Below are 15,804 nucleotides of genomic sequence, written 5' to 3'. Positions count from 1 at the left end.
ACTATACAATAACCTGAAATGTAAGTAATAGAAGTTTCATCAGTTTTCTCTCTCCTGTTCTCTATTTAAGTTAATATCAAACTTTTTTTCAGCAATCTCCTTTTGTTTTATGACTTCATAGGCAAGTTTAGGATGTTCTTTTTGCCACTGCGGATAAATTACCTGCAATTCACGTTGTATTGAGCGTTGTACGGAATCTTTGAGTAACCGGGTATACACCTGTGCCGCCATGGCGGATACATTCAGGCGCAAAGCATCTTCCACACACACCGCCACCGCTTCGTTGGATAATTCAGTCAAAATCGAATTGGCACCGGATGAACGCAACACAACAGGTTTGCGGGTGGAGGGCGGCACGACGCTACGCAAAATACCGCGGGTGCACATTAATACGTCGGTATATTCAAATAACGGGGCGATGTGCAGATCAATACGTTCCAGCCCCGTAGTCGGCCCTTGGAAGTAACCATGGTCGAACGCCAGCATAATAGTTCTGCCGGTTTTCGGATTAAAAATATTCGCCAAACGGGATTGCATTCCCCAATCCAACGCGCCGGCACCTTTTAAATAAAACGCCTGATTGGTTTGCGGTCGATCCAAACCGAAATCTTTACCGTCTCTGATGTCATCTAAATCTGCCATTGAAATACTCCTCTCTTCGCTAATCAGAAATTGTAGTTGTCGATATTGTCTTTGGTGAATACCACGCGTTCAGGCAATAAAATAATGCCGTTGCCGTCCGCTTCATATTCGTAGCCTTGTACTTTGTTCGGCGAGACTTCAATCGTGCCGATACCTTGCACGTTCAATTTATCGCCCACATTTAATTTTTCACCTTTCAATAAGGCATTGGCGGCAGCCACAGAAATTTTGCCTTGTTGCACTACATCCCATAAACCGAATTGTTTCACCGTGCCGCGTTTCACATAAGGGCGCATCACATTCGGGGTACTAAACCCAACAATAACCACGGAATTGACTTTCAGATTTTCCGCCGCCTGTGCAGCCGCCGGTAATGCGTTGGCATCCGGTGCGATAATGGCATCTAAATCAGGGTAGGCTTTCAAAATGCTTTCGGCGGTTTGCAGGGATTTAATAGCGTCGTTATAACCAAATTGAGTGATTACAATTTCCCATTCCGGATGATCTTTGGCAATTTTCGCTTTAGCTTCTTTCACCCATTGATTTTGGTCGGTGACCGTCGGGCTGGAATAGAAAAACGCCACTTTGGCTTTCGGTTTGCTGATTTGGTTTGCCGCCATATCTACCAACATAGAACCTAACTGTTCCGGTGTGCCTTGGTTGATATAGTGACTACGGCATTCCGGTTTGGTGTCGGAGTCCCAAGTCAATACTTTTACACCGCGTTTCATGGCGCGTTGCAAAGTAGAACATAAACCGTCCGGGGAAACCGCCGACACTACAATCGCGTTGTAGCCTTGGTTCACGAAGTTATTGATCAGTTGCACCTGATTGGGCACGCTCGGTTCTGTCGGACCATCATAAGTGACATCTACGCTCAAGGTTTTTCCCATTTCGGTAGCACCTTGCCCGCCACTGGTAAAGAAGCCGACGCCTACCAGTTTAGGAATAAAGGCGATACGGTCAGCTGACTGTGCCGTCGCCACAACGGATAAACCGAGTAACACGGAAAGTGCGGTCACAAAAAACGGCGTTTTTTGAACGTTGGCTTTGCCAACGGCCCCGTTAGGGGTGAACAAACGAGAGATCGAGTTTGTGAATAATTTTACACGCGTTTTCATATTCATTCTCCTCTTGAGTTGAATTTAATCTACTGCTGCCTGACGTTCGGTTCGCCGACGAACCCATTGCACAATAGCACCATAATGCAAACTGACGGACTTGCCGCTTTACACGATAATAAGTAAGGCGCCGGATAAAGCACCGGAAATTTCATTGGGAATACCGATCATTTGCAATCCTTGTTGCAAATAACCGATGAGCATGGCGGCAATCGCCGTGCCGATAATGGAACCGGCTCCGCCATAGATATTGGCACCGCCCAACACCACGGCGGTCAATACCGGCATCAGCAGGGAACTGCCTAAGTCGGAGCGGGCGGAACCGAAATAAGACACCAGCAACACCGCCACAAACGCAGCAATAACGCCAATAAAGGAATAAATCAATAATAATGTGCGACGAATCGGCACGGCGCTGTAACGGGAAGTGCGTTCACTTTGCCCGATTAAAAACGTGCTTCTGCCGATGGTGGTTTTGTGTATTAATAACCAAAAGATCAGCGTCATTAACAGAAAATACAGGATCGGCGTCGGAATGCCGAATAAGGTTTGATTGGCGAAGTCCAGCAACGCATCAGGAAAGCCACCGATGCCTTCATAACCTGTCGCGCCGGCAAAACCGGACAGCAACAACGCACCACCGCCGAATAGGTACATAGTGCCTAAGGTGATCACCAATGGATTCACTTTGGTGTAGAGAATCAATCCGGCATTAATCAAACCGCATAATATGCCAGCAACAAAAGTTAACGGAATCGCCAATATCAACGGCACATCGGCTTTAAACAACACACCCAAGGTAATAGCACATAAGCCGACGGTGGAGCCGAAGGAAATATCCATGCCGCCGCTGACGATAATCATGGTCAACGGCAAGGCAAGCATACCGATATAAATAAAATCGCTGGTGCTGTAAAGCAGCACGTTTAAATCCAGCATACGCGGATTGAAAGCGCCGAAACCGAGAATTTCAATGATGACCAAACAGAATAACGTCAATTCCCAGCCGTATCTTTTCAACGTCAACATAATTATTCCCTCCTTATTTCGACCGCACTTTTATATCAACGCCCGTGCTATTTTCATCTTTCAGAAAACGGGCATAACGTTGTAATTTCAAATTATTGGCGATCATCACGCGAATCCGTCCGTCAAACACCAATACGGCGAGCAGTACGATACCGGCAACAAAATTGTTCCAATAGGCAGGCACTTTAAGCAGCACCAAAATCGTATCGATTTGAATCAGGAAATAGGCGCCCAACACCGCGCCGATTAAATTCCCCGTGCCGCCGAGCAAGCTGATCCCGCCCAGTACGCAGGCAGCGATCGCCTTCATTTCCAAGCCGTTGCCGGTAGAATTCGGCACAAAACCGATTTGCGAGGCAAAAACAATCCCGGCAATTGCCGCCATCATGCCGTTTATGGCGAAAGCCACGATTCTCACCTGATCAATACGCACGCCTAGTTGCAGCGCCCCTTGCAGATTATCCCCCACGGCATAAAAATTACGTCCGGCGGGGAGTTTCGTTAAGAAATAATACGTAGCGAGAATCAGGATAAGCAAGATCCAACCGATAGGCGAAATATGTAAAAAAACCGGTTCGGAGAGCATTTTCAATTCTTGCGGCAAGCCTTCAATCCATTTCCCACCGGTAATCAACAACATAATGCCTTTATATAACCCCAGCGTTCCCAAGGTGGTGACAATGGCGGGAATGCGTAACGTGGTTACCAATACGCCGTTTAATAATCCCGCCGCCAAGCCACAGCATAAAGTAATAAGAAAAGCGGAGACTAAACCATAACCGGCGTTTAACAAGCTGCCGACAATGACCGCACAAAGCCCCATGGTAGAACCGACGGACACGTCGATGTTGCGGGTTAAAATGACGAAAGTGGCGCCAATCGCCAGCAAAATCACGATTTGCGCGGAATTAAACACCATGCTTAACGTTTGCAGATGAAAGCCGTTTCCGACAAAACCTAACAGTAAAAATAACAAGCCAATGGCAATAAGAATGGTCAGTTCACGATTATCCTGAATCAGTTTCAGCATCAATTTTCCCATCATCGTCTCTCCTTACCCGTGCGTACTGCCGAACGCCATTTGCATGATATTGTTGGTATTAATCGCCTCACCGACCAAAGAATGGCTAATTTGCCCGTCATGCATGACCAATACTCTATCGGACATATGTTCAATTTCTTCTAAATCGGAAGAAATAAACAGCACCGCCACATTTTGCTTGGAGATATTTTTGATGAGCTGATAAATATCCGCACGCGCCCCCACATCCACACCGCGTGTCGGCTCGTCCACAATCAATAACGCCGGATCCGCTTCCAGACACTTGGCAATCAACACTTTTTGCTGATTCCCGCCGGACAGCGTTCTGACCGCCTATCGCTCGTCACTGAACTTAGTGCCGATAGCGCGATAATAGCGCTCCAGAATAGCGCTTTCCTTCGTCGTGTCCAGCCAGAATCCCATATCGTTATAGGTCAACCCGCAGACATTCCAGGTTAACGGCGAATCCAGATATAATCCGGAAGCCTGACGATCTTCCGGTAAGTAAACAATGCCTTGGTGTAGGCGATCTTTAATATCGTACCCGCTGATTTCCTGATTATCGAAGAAAATCTGACCGCACTTTTGTTTACGTGAGCCATATAAGGTTTCCGCCAATTCGGTTCGCCCTGCGCCAACCACGCCCGCCAAGCCTAAAATTTCACCGGGATAAATATCAAAAGTGACATTTTTAAATCCTTCGCCCGTCAAATCCTGCACCTGCAAAATCGGCTTATCGGTAGCTTTCACACGGTTATGTCCCGGCAACGCCAGCCATAATTTTTGGCTTTCCGTTAATTGGGCATTTTTCGCCTTCGGCGTGATGGCGGTAATCACATCGTCTTTATTCAACTCGGCAGTACTGCCGGTTAGTGCAATATAGCCGTCGCGCATGACGCTAATACGATGAGAAATCTGCCACACTTCGGGCAGTTTGTGAGAAATGAAGACAATGCCCACACCCTTTTCCAATAACGAACGAATTTTATTAAACAGGTTCTCCGTTTCAATTGGCGTTAAAGAGGCGGTGGGTTCGTCCAGAATCAGAATAGACGCATTACGCATAAGGCCACGCATGATTTCCACCAGCTGTTGATCGGCAACTTCCAACGAACCCGCGGGCATATCCAGCTTTAAATGGGAGTTCAGTTCAGCTAAAAGTGCGGTCAGTTTTTCCGATGTTTTTTCATGACGGGCTAAGCCGAATAAAATATTTTCCTTCACCGTTAAGTTCGGAAATAACAGCGGTTCCTGCGGCACCAAATAAATACCTAGCTGATGGGCTTTATTCGGAGAAAGCTTATTTTGTCGCACCCCGAACCTCCAGTTCTCCGCTATCTTGCGGCTGAATGCCGGCGATAATTTTCATCAGCGTGGATTTCCCCGCCCCGTTACCGCCGAGCAGTGCGTGCACTTCACCGGCATATAAGGAAAAATCAATGGCTTTCAGCACTTCCACGCCGGAAAACGACTTACCGATGTTTCGGGCGGATATTAAGCATTTTGGCTCTGAAATGTGAGTTTGCATCTTTTACCTGCCGCATAGAATGAACAAATGTATTTAAAAAAAACATTTTTTCAAAATACTAGTCAGGAATGCACAAAATTTCTGAGAACTAGATCACAAATCTGGATAAGATTATCTAAAAATCGCCTTTAATTTTTAAAAAAGTGATCTCCATCATGCTTTTACAAAAAAACGGTAAGAACAATTGATAATAATAAAAAACAAATGAATAATACCCAAAATCAATAAAAACAAATAAATCATATGAACGAATTAATGACGGATAATCAAGAAACGATCCAAAGTTTCGGCGAAGAAGAATTGTTGGCACGAATTGCCTGGTTTTATTATCACGATAACCTGACACAAAGCGAAATCGGCGACAGACTAAAACTGCCGCGTTTAAAAGTATCCAGGCTACTGGAAAAAGGGCGTCAGTCCGGCATTATTAAAGTGCAAATCAACTCCCGCTTTACCGGTTGTCTGGAACTGGAAGAAGTGCTACAACAACACTTCCGATTAAAGCATATACGTATTCTGCCAACGCTGGAACAACATGAAATCAATGAGCGATTAGGCGTCGGCGCGGCACAAATGCTGATGTCGTTGCTTAAACCGAATCAGATGCTGGCAATCGGTTTCGGCGACACCATTATGAAAACGCTGAAATACGCCAATGAATTCATCACACACAATGCAATTAAATTAATCACCTTATCGGGCGGTGTCGGAACTTATATGAAAGGTATCGGACAATTAGACGGTTCCTGCTCGGTAAGTATCATTCCCGCACCTTTGCGGGCGTCTTCAATTGAAGCGGCAAAACTATTCAAACGGGAAGCCTGTGTGCGCGATATTATGCTGGCGGCTTGTAGTGCCAATGCGGCAATCGTCGGTATCGGCGCCACCCGCCAAAAAGGACAGGCGACACTGCTCCGCTCCGGTTATATCACCGAAGAAAAACAACAAATTATTCGGAATCAGGGCGCAGTGGGCGATATTCTCGGTTATTTCATGCGTAAAGACGGCAGTTTACAACCGGATATGCCGTTACATGAGGAATTAATCAGCGTTTCGTTAGAAAATTTGAAAAAAATTCCGCATGTTATCGGTGTCGCCGGTGGTGAAGACAAAGTCGAAGCGATTTTAAGCGCATTACAGGGTAATCATATTAATTCATTGGTTACGGAAGAAAACACGGCTCGAATGATGTTGGCGCAGTTGGTTTAGTAAGCGGTGTAGCGGGCTTATTTTCTTCCCAAACAAAGAGGAGAAAATAATGAACAATCAAGCTGTTTACCTGATGGCATTAGATGCCGGCACAGGAAGTGTTCGGGCGGTTATTTTTGATTTAGACGGTAATCAAATCGCCGCCGCTCAACGGGAATGGACGCACTTATCCGATCCCGATATTCCCGGTTCAATGGAATTTGATTTAGCCAATAATTGGCAGTTAACCTGCGATTGTATTCGTCAAGTATTGAATAAATCTCAAGTTCAGCCACAGCAAATTGCCGCCATTTCCACCTGTTCCATGAGTGAAGGAATCGTACTTTACGATGAGCATAAAACACCGATTTGGGCGTGTGGTAACGTAGATGCCCGTGCGGTGGAAGAAGTCAAAGAGCTAAAAACGCTACATAACTATACGTTTGAACAACAGCTGTATTCCGTCTCCGGTCAAACGTTGGCACTGAGCGCCGTTCCCCGCCTACTATGGCTGGCACATCATCGCCCCGATATTTATCGCCACACTAAAGCCATTTCCATGATCAGCGATTGGCTGGCATTTATGTTAAGCGGCGAACTGGCGGTGGAACCTTCCAATGCGGGCACGACCGGCATGTTGAACCTGACAACACGTCAATGGTCGCCGGAATTACTGGATATGGCGGGGTTAAATTCAAATATTCTGACGCCGATAAAAGAAACCGGTACGCGTTTAGGTGAAGTGACTTCAGAAGTTGCACAACAAACCGGTTTAATACAGGGCACACCGGTTGTGGTCGGCGGCGGGGACGTGCAGTTAGGTTGTATTGGTTTAGGCGTCACCGAGCCCGCTCAAGCGGCAGTTATCGGCGGTACGTTCTGGCAACAAGTGGTGAATTTACCGCAGGCGGTGACCGACCCGGAAATGAATGTACGTATTAACCCGCACGTTATCCCGCCGTTAGTACAGGCGGAATCCATTAGCTTTTTCACCGGATTAACCATGCGCTGGTTCCGTGATGCATTTTGCGAAGAAGAAAAGAGACTGGCGGAAAAACTGGGTACCGATGCTTATGCGTTGCTGGAACAAATGGCGGAACGCGTGCCCGTCGGCGCCAATGACGTGATCCCGATTTTCTCCGATGCCATGCATTTTAAAGCCTGGTATCACGCCGCACCGTCTTTTATTAATCTCTCTATCGATCCCGACAAATGCAACAAAGCCGTATTATTCCGCGCCTTGGAAGAAAATGCTGCTATCGTTTCTTCCTGCAATTTGGATCAGGTGCAAAAATTCTCAGGAGTTAAATTAACCTCCATTGTCTTTGCCGGCGGCGGGTCTAAAGGCAAATTATGGAGCCAGATCTTAGCCGATGTCACCGGATTAACGGTAAACATTCCGATTGTCAAAGAAGCTACAGCGCTGGGTTGTGCCATTGCCGCAGGCGTCGGAGTCGGCATTTATTCGACCTTAGCCGAGGTGGGGGAAAAACTGGTTAAATTTGAACGGCAACATCAACCGAATCCCGATAACTATGCTTTATACCAAGCTCACAAAGCACAATGGGCAGATACTTATAAAAAACAATTACAACTGGTTGATAGCGGATTAACTACTTCTTTGTGGAAGGCACCAGGGTTGTAGCGAACGATAAAAAAATCGTAGGGGGGACAACTCTCTACGATTTTTTGTTGATATACCGTAAAAAACATCGGTAAAACCCACCGCACTTTTATGCCACCGGTTCCGTTTGCATATACGTCAAGCGGTCGATGTCGGTGATGAAACGGCTGAGATCTTGTTCTTCCGGTTTGTGAATATAAGAAACCTCACCCAGCAGTGGCGCATCGACTTTTTGTTTTAGGGTTTCGATCACTTCGGCATAATGTCCTAAACCCGGGTTTATTCGGTTTGCGACCCAGCCGAGCAGCGGTAAACCACGTTCAAGAATCGATTGCACGGTTAATAATGTGTGATTAATGCACCCCTCTTTAAAACCCACTACTAAAACAACAGGCATTTTTTGCTCACCGGCCCAATCGGCAAAACTGTAATCCTTATTGATCGGTGTTAGCCAACCGAAGGCGCCTTCTACTAAAACAGATTGGTAACGGGAACACAAACGTGCTAAATCCACATTTAGCTTATTAATTTGAACACGTTTGCAACTTTCATTCAAAATGGGCATGGAATGCCGGAAGGTATAGCTGTTGACGTCTTCGTAATGCACTTTTTCTTTAGTACTGTTTATTAACGTTAATACGTCGGGATTGTCTTTCCTGTCATAATCGCCGGCAGTTTGCTTTTGGCTGTCGGGATAAATCACGTCTTCTTGACCGAATGCAATTGGCTTATAACCGACGACCTGTATGCCGATTTTCTGTAAAGCCTGCATAATCGCGCGACTAACAACAGTTTTACCTACATCGGTGTCCGTACCGGTAACAAAAAAACTACTCATTGTATCCCCCTTCTCATACTAGTAAGATAGATTCTAAAGGAAATTACAATGCGTAATATTGAGCTAAAACAAAGTTTTAGAAATTTATGATGTTTTCTTCTTGTTTTACCAACGAAGTCAGCAAACTTCCGTCATATATGCCCTGCTTAATCGCAGAAGCAGCGACGATCGGGCTATTCCATTCATATTTGCCGGCAATCACCGAAACTGTGCTGATGTTATCGACTAAATAGGATTTTAATTTACGATTAAGCTGTTCGAGCAGGAAATCTTTCAGTTGCAGCAAGCTGGAGTTCAGCATCACCCGCCGCGCGGAAAAAATATGAACCAGATTCATTAAGATATAAGCCAGGCAATCGGTAATATGTTCAATAATCCGCAACGCGTTTTTATCTTTTAATTGAATCTGTTCACACAGGAAATTCATTTTCTCGGAATTGTTGCTGAAAACACGATTCGGATAAAGGGCATCAATAAACTGTGCAATCGCCCGATGGGTGACTTGATGTTGTACCTGGTAACGCTCAACTTCCGGTAAATCGTGATTAATGAGCGCTTGAAGCTCGTTTAAGCGCGGCACAATCAAATGATTAATATTGATTTTGTCCTGTTCCCTGCTAAATAACAGCTCCCCTTCTGATAACACGCTGAGGTTAATTTCATCGTCCAACTGTAAAAACAGTACATCATCACAGTTGATCACATTACCCAAGGTGGATTCCGCCAATAACCAGGTTTTGAAATATTCGGCAATTAAAATCGGAATATTGAAATACGGTGTAAACAAGGATTTCAGATCCAAATGGGCGAATTTCGTACATCCCAGTTTAATTAAATAACCATTTTTATCCAATTCACCGCCCACGGTAACGGAAAAGGTTATCGGGCGGGCAAGTGAGTGGGTTTCAGCCAGAAATTGTTTGACGCTTTTTACCAGAAATTTATCCAGACATTCTAAATCATCTTTTTGCAAGGGGAAAATGCTTTGTTCAATAATTACGCCGTCCAATTCACTCAAAATAATTTCAAACCGATCCTCCATTAACGTGGCACATAAAGCTTGCCAATAAAACGGCGAAACACACAGGGCAATGGCAGGACGTCCGCGGTTGTCGGTATTTCTTGAGGTTTTTTCCATAATCAATCGTTTTTCAATGAGGGAACGGCTCAACGATGTAATGGATGCCGGCGCTAAACCGGAAAGTTTTGATAATTCAATACGTGAGATTTCTTCAAACTGCTCTATTAAACGGTAAATTTTACCAAGCTGAATTAAACGAGATGGGGTTTTGTCTTCCTTTTTCATTAAATAATTCCGTATTTTTTATAATAATTTATTTAGTGAAATTATTTATACCAGTTCATTGCTTTTATTCAAGAAATTTAAGTCAAATCTGTGTTCCCTGTCACAAAAATAAAAAATTCCGATAGATTTTGGTAATTTTTCCAACTTGAGGTAAACTAACCCGGTTTTCAAAAATGTATTAATTTTGAGGTATATATGACAAAAATTGCATCAATTGTAAATGTGCTGCAAGGCAAAATTGCAATTGGCGAAAAAGTGACTGTGCGCGGCTGGGTGCGCACCCGTCGCGACTCCAAAGCAGGCCTATCCTTTCTTGCCGTTTATGACGGTTCTTGCTTCGCACCCATTCAAGCTATTGTAAATAATGACATTGCCAATTATGAATCTGAAGTTTTACGCTTAACGGCGGGTTGTTCCGTGGTTGTCACCGGCACCGTAGTCGAATCGCCGGCAGAAGGTCAGGCAGTAGAATTACAAGCGGAAAAAGTGGAAGTCACCGGTTGGGTAGAAGATCCGGAAACTTACCCGATGGCGGCAAAACGTCACTCTATCGAATATTTACGCGAAGTGGCGCACCTACGCCCGCGCACCAATATTATCGGTGCAGTTGCCCGTGTTCGTCATTGCTTGGCACAAGCCATTCATCGTTTCTTTCATGAACAAGGTTTCTACTGGGTTGCCACCCCACTAATCACCGCTTCCGATACCGAAGGTGCGGGTGAAATGTTCCGCGTTTCCACCTTAGATTTAGAAAATTTGCCACGTACCGACAAAGGTGCGGTGGATTTTAGCCAGGATTTCTTCGGTAAAGAATCTTTCCTCACAGTGTCCGGTCAGTTAAACGGTGAAACCTATGCTTGCGCATTAAGTAAAATTTACACCTTCGGGCCAACCTTCCGCGCTGAAAACTCCAACACAACCCGTCACTTAGCGGAATTCTGGATGATTGAACCGGAAGTGGCATTCGCCACGCTTGCCGATAATGCCAAACTTGCCGAAGATATGTTGAAATACGTCTTCCGTGCCGTATTGGCAGAACGTCGCGATGATTTGGAATTCTTTGCCAAACACGTTGACGGCGATGTGATTAATCGTTTGGAACGTTTCATTAACTCCGATTTCGCACAAGTGGATTACACCGACGCCATTGAGATTTTACTGAAATCCGGTAAAACCTTTGAATTCCCGGTTTCTTGGGGCATTGACCTTTCCTCCGAACATGAGCGCTATTTGGCAGAAGATTATTTCAAATCCCCTGTTGTGGTGAAAAACTATCCGAAAGAAATTAAAGCCTTCTATATGCGCTTAAATGACGATGGACAAACCGTTGCGGCAATGGATGTTTTAGCGCCGGGCATTGGTGAAATTATCGGCGGCTCGCAACGTGAAGAACGTTTAGACGTATTAGACAAACGCATGGCGGAAATGGGGCTAAATCCGGAAGATTATTGGTGGTATCGTGATTTGCGTCGTTACGGCACGGTTCCGCATTCCGGCTTTGGCTTGGGCTTTGAACGTTTAATTGTTTATGTGACAGGGTTGCAAAATATTCGTGATGTGATCCCGTTCCCACGTGCTCCGCGTAACGCAAATTTCTAATTCATCATAAACGTAAAAATCGCCTTGTTTATATAGCAAGGCGATTTTTTTATACTTTCAAAACTGCCGGAAAAAACGACCACACTTTTGTTTCCCCGATAACAAAAAAGATACCAAAGTGCGGTATCTTTTTTCAGTGTTTTTTATTTGATGATCGAACAACTATTTTACAATGCGTAAATGGGAGGTGGATTTTTTCTCGCCTGATTTTGGTTTATCCGATTTATCCTTTTGATCCGCTTTATCTACGGCATTTTCAAAACCTGTCGGTTGTTCTTCTGCCTGCTCAGGGTGTTCATAAGCGGCTTCAGGTTCAAACATCACACCGTCACCATTTTCACGGGCATAAATCGCTAATGCAGCGCCAAGCGGAATATAAATATCCTGAGACACACCACGAAAACGCGCGTTAAATTGAATAAAATCATTAGTCAATTGTAAATTACCGGTGGCATTGGCAGACAAATTCAAAACGATTTGTCCGTCTTTGACATACTCCACCGGCACTTTTACGCCCCAATACGTGGCATCTACCACTAAATACGGCGTGAAGTCGTTATCAATTAACCAATCGTAATAAGCCCTTAATAAATAGGGGCGTTTCGGTGAGGATTTATATTCCATGAGATGACCTATTATTTTTCATCCATCAGATTTTTCGGCGCTAATTCGCCCACGGATTGCAGGAAAGAATCCCGTTCAAACACGCGGGTCATATAGGCTTTAATCGCTTTGCTGCCGGCACCGCTGAATTCTACGCCTAATTCCTGCATACGCCATAACAACGGTGCCATATAGCAGTCGATTAAGCTAAATTCGTCACTCATAAAATAGGTGTTCTGATTAAAAATCGGCGCAACAGCCAGAATTTCTTCTTTCAATTGCTTCAATGCAGCGGCGCGCTCTGTGTCGGATAAGTCGCATTGTGCTTTTTCTAAGGTTGGATACCAATCCTGTTCAATGCGTAACATTAATAAACGACTTTTGCCGCGCGCAACAGGATAAACCGGCATTAACGGCGGATGTGGAAAACGTTCATCCAGGTATTCCATAATAATACGGGAATTAAATAAGACGAGATCACGATCAACTAAAGTCGGCAAGGTACCATACGGATTAAGTTCCATTAAATCTTCTGATAATGCTTGCTGATCTACAATTTCCGTTTCATAAGCTACGCCTTTCTCTGCTAACACGATGCGCACTTGGTGGCAATAAACATCGGTTTTGTTTGAAAATAGCGTCATTACAGAACGTTTATTTGCAGAGCTTGTCATCTATTCCTCCGACGACTCAAAATAATTTTAAAATATTCAATTGGTATCACCCGATACCAAGAAAAACGGTCGCTTATTCTAGCATAAAGCGACCGTTCTTTTCCAAGAAAACCACGAGATTTTACGCTCAGCCCGAAAAAAATCCCTGTTTCATGAAGAAATCAAGGATTTTTCCGTTAGGGATAAAATAGGTTCAGCCTTATTTCCATTTATCGGCAGCGACATAATCACTATCTCGCTCTTCAATCCAACGCTCGCCTTTTTCTATTTGTTCCTTTTTCCAAAAAGGCGCTTTGGTTTTTAAATAATCCATAATGAATTCATTGGCGTGATAAGCATCGCCACGGTGTGCCGAAGCCGTTCCCACCAGCACGATTTCATCGCCCGTATGCAATAATCCGACCCTATGGATAATGGAAATCTTCTGTAAATTCCACCGCACTTTCGCCTGTTGCGCAATATCCAGCAAGGCTTTATGGGTCATGGCGGGGTAATGCTCCAAATATAAACTGCTGACTTCCTCGCCCAAATTCATATCACGCACTTTACCTACAAAAATCACCACAGCGCCCACGGAATGTTGCCCGCTTAACCAATGGTAAACCGCATTTTGATCAAAAGGCTGCTCCTGTACGGAAATTTGAATATCGTCCATTTAGCCCCCGGTGACCGGCGGGAAAAACGCAATTTCATCGCCATTTTTGACCGCACTTTCCAGCGGCATCAGAGTTTGATTTATAGCAACCAATAATTTATCCGATTGCAATGCCAGCGCCCATTTATCGCCTTTCTCAGCTACTAAGTATTGGCGCACATCTTCTGCCGTTGTGAAATCGCTTTCCACTTCAATAAAATCCAAGCCGATTAATTCTCGGGTTTGCGCAAAAAATAAAACGCGTAACATTATTTTTCCTCCGCGATAAAATGCCCGGATTTTCCACCGCACTTTTCCAGCAAGCGTACGGATTCAATCACCATATCTTTTTGCACCGCTTTGCACATATCATAAATCGTCAAGGCGGCAACACTCGCCGCAGTTAAGGCTTCCATTTCCACGCCTGTTTTACCGGTTAATTTACACAGGCTTTCAATACGCACCTGATTGGTTTCAGGAAGTGCCGTTAAGCTCACTTCAACTTTCGAAAGCAATAACGGATGGCACAAGGGAATCAATTCCCACGTGCGTTTTGCCGCCTGAATGCCGGCAATGCGGGCGGTGGCGAACACATCGCCTTTGTGATGCTGACCGGACAGGATCATTTGTAAGGTTTCGGGCGCCATACAAACATAAGCCTCAGCGCGGGCTTCACGGACGGTTTCGGCTTTGGCGGAAACGTCCACCATATTGGCTTCCCCATGGGAATTAATGTGAGTAAATGTGGCCATGATAATTAAAGTGCGGTTGATTTTCTTGCTGTTTTTCAAAATCGGCGTGCATTAACCGCCGATACTTGCCAAATGACTACGTACGCCACTATCGCCGATGTGCAGATAATGATGTTCACGCTTACCTTGTAACGCAGAAAAAATTCTTGATTGCAAAATGAGTTGCTGCTTATCGTATTGTAACAAATCGCGTAATTCAATGCCTTCCTCGCCGAATAAACAAAGGTGCAATTTCCCTTTGGCGGAAACCCGTAAACGGTTACAGCTGGCGCAGAAATTTTTCTCATAAGGCATGATTAAGCCAATTTCGCCTACGTAATCCGGATGGCGAAACACTTTTGCTGGACCATCAGAGCGATTTTTCATCTGCAGCTGCCAACCTGAACGCAGTAATTTTTGTTCCAGTACCTGCCCGGATAAATGATGTCTTTGGAAGAAAGCATTCATCTCGCCGGTTTGCATTAATTCGATAAAACGCATCTGAATGGGCTTATCTTTAATCCACGCCAGAAAACCAGAAAAATCCTTGTCATTTAAGTCTTTCATCAGCACGGAATTTACTTTGATTTTTTGATAGCCGCATTCAAAAGCGCGATCAATGCCACGCATAATGTCATCAAATTTATCTACGCCGGTAATCCGTTGGAACATTCTGACATCCAAGCTGTCAACACTTACGTTAATGGATGTAATGCCGGCATTTTTCCAGTGCTCAACGTCTTTTAATAAACGAAATCCATTGGTGGTTAAGGCAATTTGTTTAATACCTTCAATTTGGCTGATCGTTTCAGCAATAGCGAGAAAATCCTTGCGGAGCGTAGGTTCGCCGCCGGTGAGGCGTACTTTTTCCGTTCCCATAATGCTGAAACTATTCACCAAACGACGAATTTCATCTAAGGTCAAAAAGCTCGGCTTATTGGGTTCCGGTTGATAACCGTCAGGCAGACAATAATTGCAACGGAAATTACACACATCGGTAATTGACAGTCGCAAATAGTAATACGCACGTTGGAACGAATCAACTAGTTGAGTCGCCCCAACATTTTTGATTGGAATGGTTTGCATTTGACACCTTTCTAAAAACGGAGAGGATAAATCGTTTCCAACGTATCCCTGAATAATACGAACTGCGTATTATTGGCATTACCACCCTATTTTGAGACCAAAACGTAGGTTAAGTAAGCTCGGAGTTATATGCGTTAAATTAAGTTTTTCGTATTGTAA

At 44.6% G+C, this 15,804-nt stretch carries 14 protein-coding genes, 2 pseudogenes and 1 riboswitch; of the genes and pseudogenes, 3 read left to right on the top strand and 13 right to left on the bottom strand.

Going from position 1 to position 15,804, the window contains the following annotated elements; genetic code table 11:
• Window positions 1-39: 39 nt before the first annotated feature.
• The 5 genes and pseudogenes from LIN98_RS06115 to lsrA all read right to left on the bottom strand — a co-directional run bounded on the left by LIN98_RS06115 (window position 40) and on the right by lsrA (window position 5,362).
• A complete protein-coding gene (locus LIN98_RS06115; RefSeq protein WP_233443960.1) occupies window positions 40-642 on the bottom strand; it encodes a beta/alpha barrel domain-containing protein in 603 nt (200 codons plus the stop codon).
• A gap of 23 nt (window positions 643-665) precedes the next feature.
• Window positions 666-1,763, bottom strand: a complete 1,098-nt coding sequence (gene lsrB / locus LIN98_RS06110) for an autoinducer 2 ABC transporter substrate-binding protein LsrB (RefSeq protein WP_005567654.1) — start codon at window positions 1,761-1,763, stop codon at window positions 666-668.
• A 24-nt stretch (window positions 1,764-1,787) separates the two neighbouring features.
• A pseudogene (gene lsrD / locus LIN98_RS06105) lies at window positions 1,788-2,792 on the bottom strand (autoinducer 2 ABC transporter permease LsrD).
• Window positions 2,793-2,805: 13 nt separating this feature from the next.
• Window positions 2,806-3,822, bottom strand: coding sequence for an autoinducer 2 ABC transporter permease LsrC (gene lsrC / locus LIN98_RS06100; RefSeq protein ID WP_041915518.1), 1,017 nt, complete (start codon window positions 3,820-3,822; stop codon window positions 2,806-2,808).
• Window positions 3,823-3,846: 24 nt separating this feature from the next.
• Window positions 3,847-5,362 (bottom strand): annotated as a pseudogene (gene lsrA / locus LIN98_RS06095) (autoinducer 2 ABC transporter ATP-binding protein LsrA).
• 243 nt (window positions 5,363-5,605) lie between these two features.
• On the opposite strand from lsrA, the gene lsrR reads away from it, so the two are divergent.
• Complete coding sequence (gene lsrR / locus LIN98_RS06090) at window positions 5,606-6,571, top strand: transcriptional regulator LsrR (protein WP_005570782.1); 966 nt, start codon at window positions 5,606-5,608, stop codon at window positions 6,569-6,571.
• A 49-nt stretch (window positions 6,572-6,620) separates the two neighbouring features.
• On the top strand, window positions 6,621-8,195 hold the full coding sequence (lsrK, locus tag LIN98_RS06085) for an autoinducer-2 kinase (RefSeq protein ID WP_148322208.1): 1,575 nt from the start codon (window positions 6,621-6,623) through the stop codon (window positions 8,193-8,195).
• Window positions 8,196-8,283: 88 nt separating this feature from the next.
• Here lsrK and bioD read toward each other — a convergent pair whose 3' ends face one another.
• Window positions 8,284-9,012, bottom strand: a complete 729-nt coding sequence (gene bioD / locus LIN98_RS06080) for a dethiobiotin synthase (RefSeq protein WP_005567663.1) — start codon at window positions 9,010-9,012, stop codon at window positions 8,284-8,286.
• A gap of 76 nt (window positions 9,013-9,088) precedes the next feature.
• Window positions 9,089-10,318 carry an ROK family protein gene (locus tag LIN98_RS06075; protein WP_014167808.1) on the bottom strand — a complete coding sequence of 410 codons (1,230 nt, stop codon included), beginning with the start codon at window positions 10,316-10,318 and terminating at the stop codon, window positions 9,089-9,091.
• Between the two features lie 195 nt (window positions 10,319-10,513).
• Between LIN98_RS06075 and asnS the strand changes: the two genes are divergently transcribed.
• Window positions 10,514-11,917 (top strand): asparagine--tRNA ligase, encoded by a 1,404-nt coding sequence (gene asnS / locus LIN98_RS06070; protein ID WP_005546085.1) that lies wholly within the window; start codon window positions 10,514-10,516, stop codon window positions 11,915-11,917.
• A gap of 162 nt (window positions 11,918-12,079) precedes the next feature.
• Here asnS and LIN98_RS06065 read toward each other — a convergent pair whose 3' ends face one another.
• The 6 genes from LIN98_RS06065 to moaA form a co-directional block, all read right to left on the bottom strand.
• Window positions 12,080-12,541, bottom strand: coding sequence for a ClpXP protease specificity-enhancing factor (locus LIN98_RS06065; RefSeq protein WP_005546088.1), 462 nt, complete (start codon window positions 12,539-12,541; stop codon window positions 12,080-12,082).
• A gap of 11 nt (window positions 12,542-12,552) precedes the next feature.
• Complete coding sequence (gene sspA / locus LIN98_RS06060) at window positions 12,553-13,194, bottom strand: stringent starvation protein SspA (protein WP_005546091.1); 642 nt, start codon at window positions 13,192-13,194, stop codon at window positions 12,553-12,555.
• Window positions 13,195-13,393: 199 nt separating this feature from the next.
• Window positions 13,394-13,849, bottom strand: coding sequence for a molybdopterin synthase catalytic subunit MoaE (moaE, locus tag LIN98_RS06055; RefSeq protein ID WP_005546093.1), 456 nt, complete (start codon window positions 13,847-13,849; stop codon window positions 13,394-13,396).
• A complete protein-coding gene (gene moaD / locus LIN98_RS06050) occupies window positions 13,850-14,098 on the bottom strand; it encodes a molybdopterin synthase sulfur carrier subunit (protein WP_005546096.1) in 249 nt (82 codons plus the stop codon).
• A complete protein-coding gene (gene moaC / locus LIN98_RS06045) occupies window positions 14,098-14,580 on the bottom strand; it encodes a cyclic pyranopterin monophosphate synthase MoaC (protein ID WP_033000664.1) in 483 nt (160 codons plus the stop codon). The genes moaD and moaC overlap by 1 nt, the downstream gene beginning before the upstream one ends.
• A 51-nt stretch (window positions 14,581-14,631) precedes the next feature.
• Entirely contained in the window at window positions 14,632-15,645 is a 1,014-nt protein-coding gene (moaA, locus tag LIN98_RS06040; protein ID WP_005546100.1) for a GTP 3',8-cyclase MoaA, read from the bottom strand.
• Window positions 15,634-15,782, bottom strand: a riboswitch (molybdenum cofactor riboswitch). It overlaps the preceding gene by 12 nt.
• Between the last annotated feature and the right edge of the window lie 22 nt (window positions 15,783-15,804).

The organism is Aggregatibacter actinomycetemcomitans (assembly GCF_023518055.1).
Classification (GTDB): Bacteria; Pseudomonadota; Gammaproteobacteria; order Enterobacterales; family Pasteurellaceae; genus Aggregatibacter; species Aggregatibacter actinomycetemcomitans.
The sequence above is the reverse complement of the archived record's forward strand: the minus strand, read 5'-3'. Positions and strand labels throughout refer to the sequence as shown.

Bases quoted from the DNA above. Each gene is read 5' to 3' on its own strand.
- moaD (WP_005546096.1), bottom strand. From the start codon at position 14,098: ATGTTACGCGTTTTATTTTTTGCGCAAACCCGAGAATTAATCGGCTTG.
- moaE (WP_005546093.1), bottom strand. From the start codon at position 13,849: ATGGACGATATTCAAATTTCCGTACAGGAGCAGCCTTTTGATCAAAAT.
- LIN98_RS06115 (WP_233443960.1), bottom strand. From the start codon at position 642: ATGGCAGATTTAGATGACATCAGAGACGGTAAAGATTTCGGTTTGGAT.
- moaC (WP_033000664.1), bottom strand. From the start codon at position 14,580: ATGGCCACATTTACTCACATTAATTCCCATGGGGAAGCCAATATGGTG.
- asnS (WP_005546085.1), top strand. From the start codon at position 10,514: ATGACAAAAATTGCATCAATTGTAAATGTGCTGCAAGGCAAAATTGCA.
- LIN98_RS06075 (WP_014167808.1), bottom strand. From the start codon at position 10,318: ATGAAAAAGGAAGACAAAACCCCATCTCGTTTAATTCAGCTTGGTAAA.
- sspA (WP_005546091.1), bottom strand. From the start codon at position 13,194: ATGACAAGCTCTGCAAATAAACGTTCTGTAATGACGCTATTTTCAAAC.
- lsrC (WP_041915518.1), bottom strand. From the start codon at position 3,822: ATGCTGAAACTGATTCAGGATAATCGTGAACTGACCATTCTTATTGCC.
- moaA (WP_005546100.1), bottom strand. From the start codon at position 15,645: ATGCAAACCATTCCAATCAAAAATGTTGGGGCGACTCAACTAGTTGAT.
- lsrK (WP_148322208.1), top strand. From the start codon at position 6,621: ATGAACAATCAAGCTGTTTACCTGATGGCATTAGATGCCGGCACAGGA.
- lsrB (WP_005567654.1), bottom strand. From the start codon at position 1,763: ATGAAAACGCGTGTAAAATTATTCACAAACTCGATCTCTCGTTTGTTC.
- LIN98_RS06065 (WP_005546088.1), bottom strand. From the start codon at position 12,541: ATGGAATATAAATCCTCACCGAAACGCCCCTATTTATTAAGGGCTTAT.
- bioD (WP_005567663.1), bottom strand. From the start codon at position 9,012: ATGAGTAGTTTTTTTGTTACCGGTACGGACACCGATGTAGGTAAAACT.
- lsrR (WP_005570782.1), top strand. From the start codon at position 5,606: ATGAACGAATTAATGACGGATAATCAAGAAACGATCCAAAGTTTCGGC.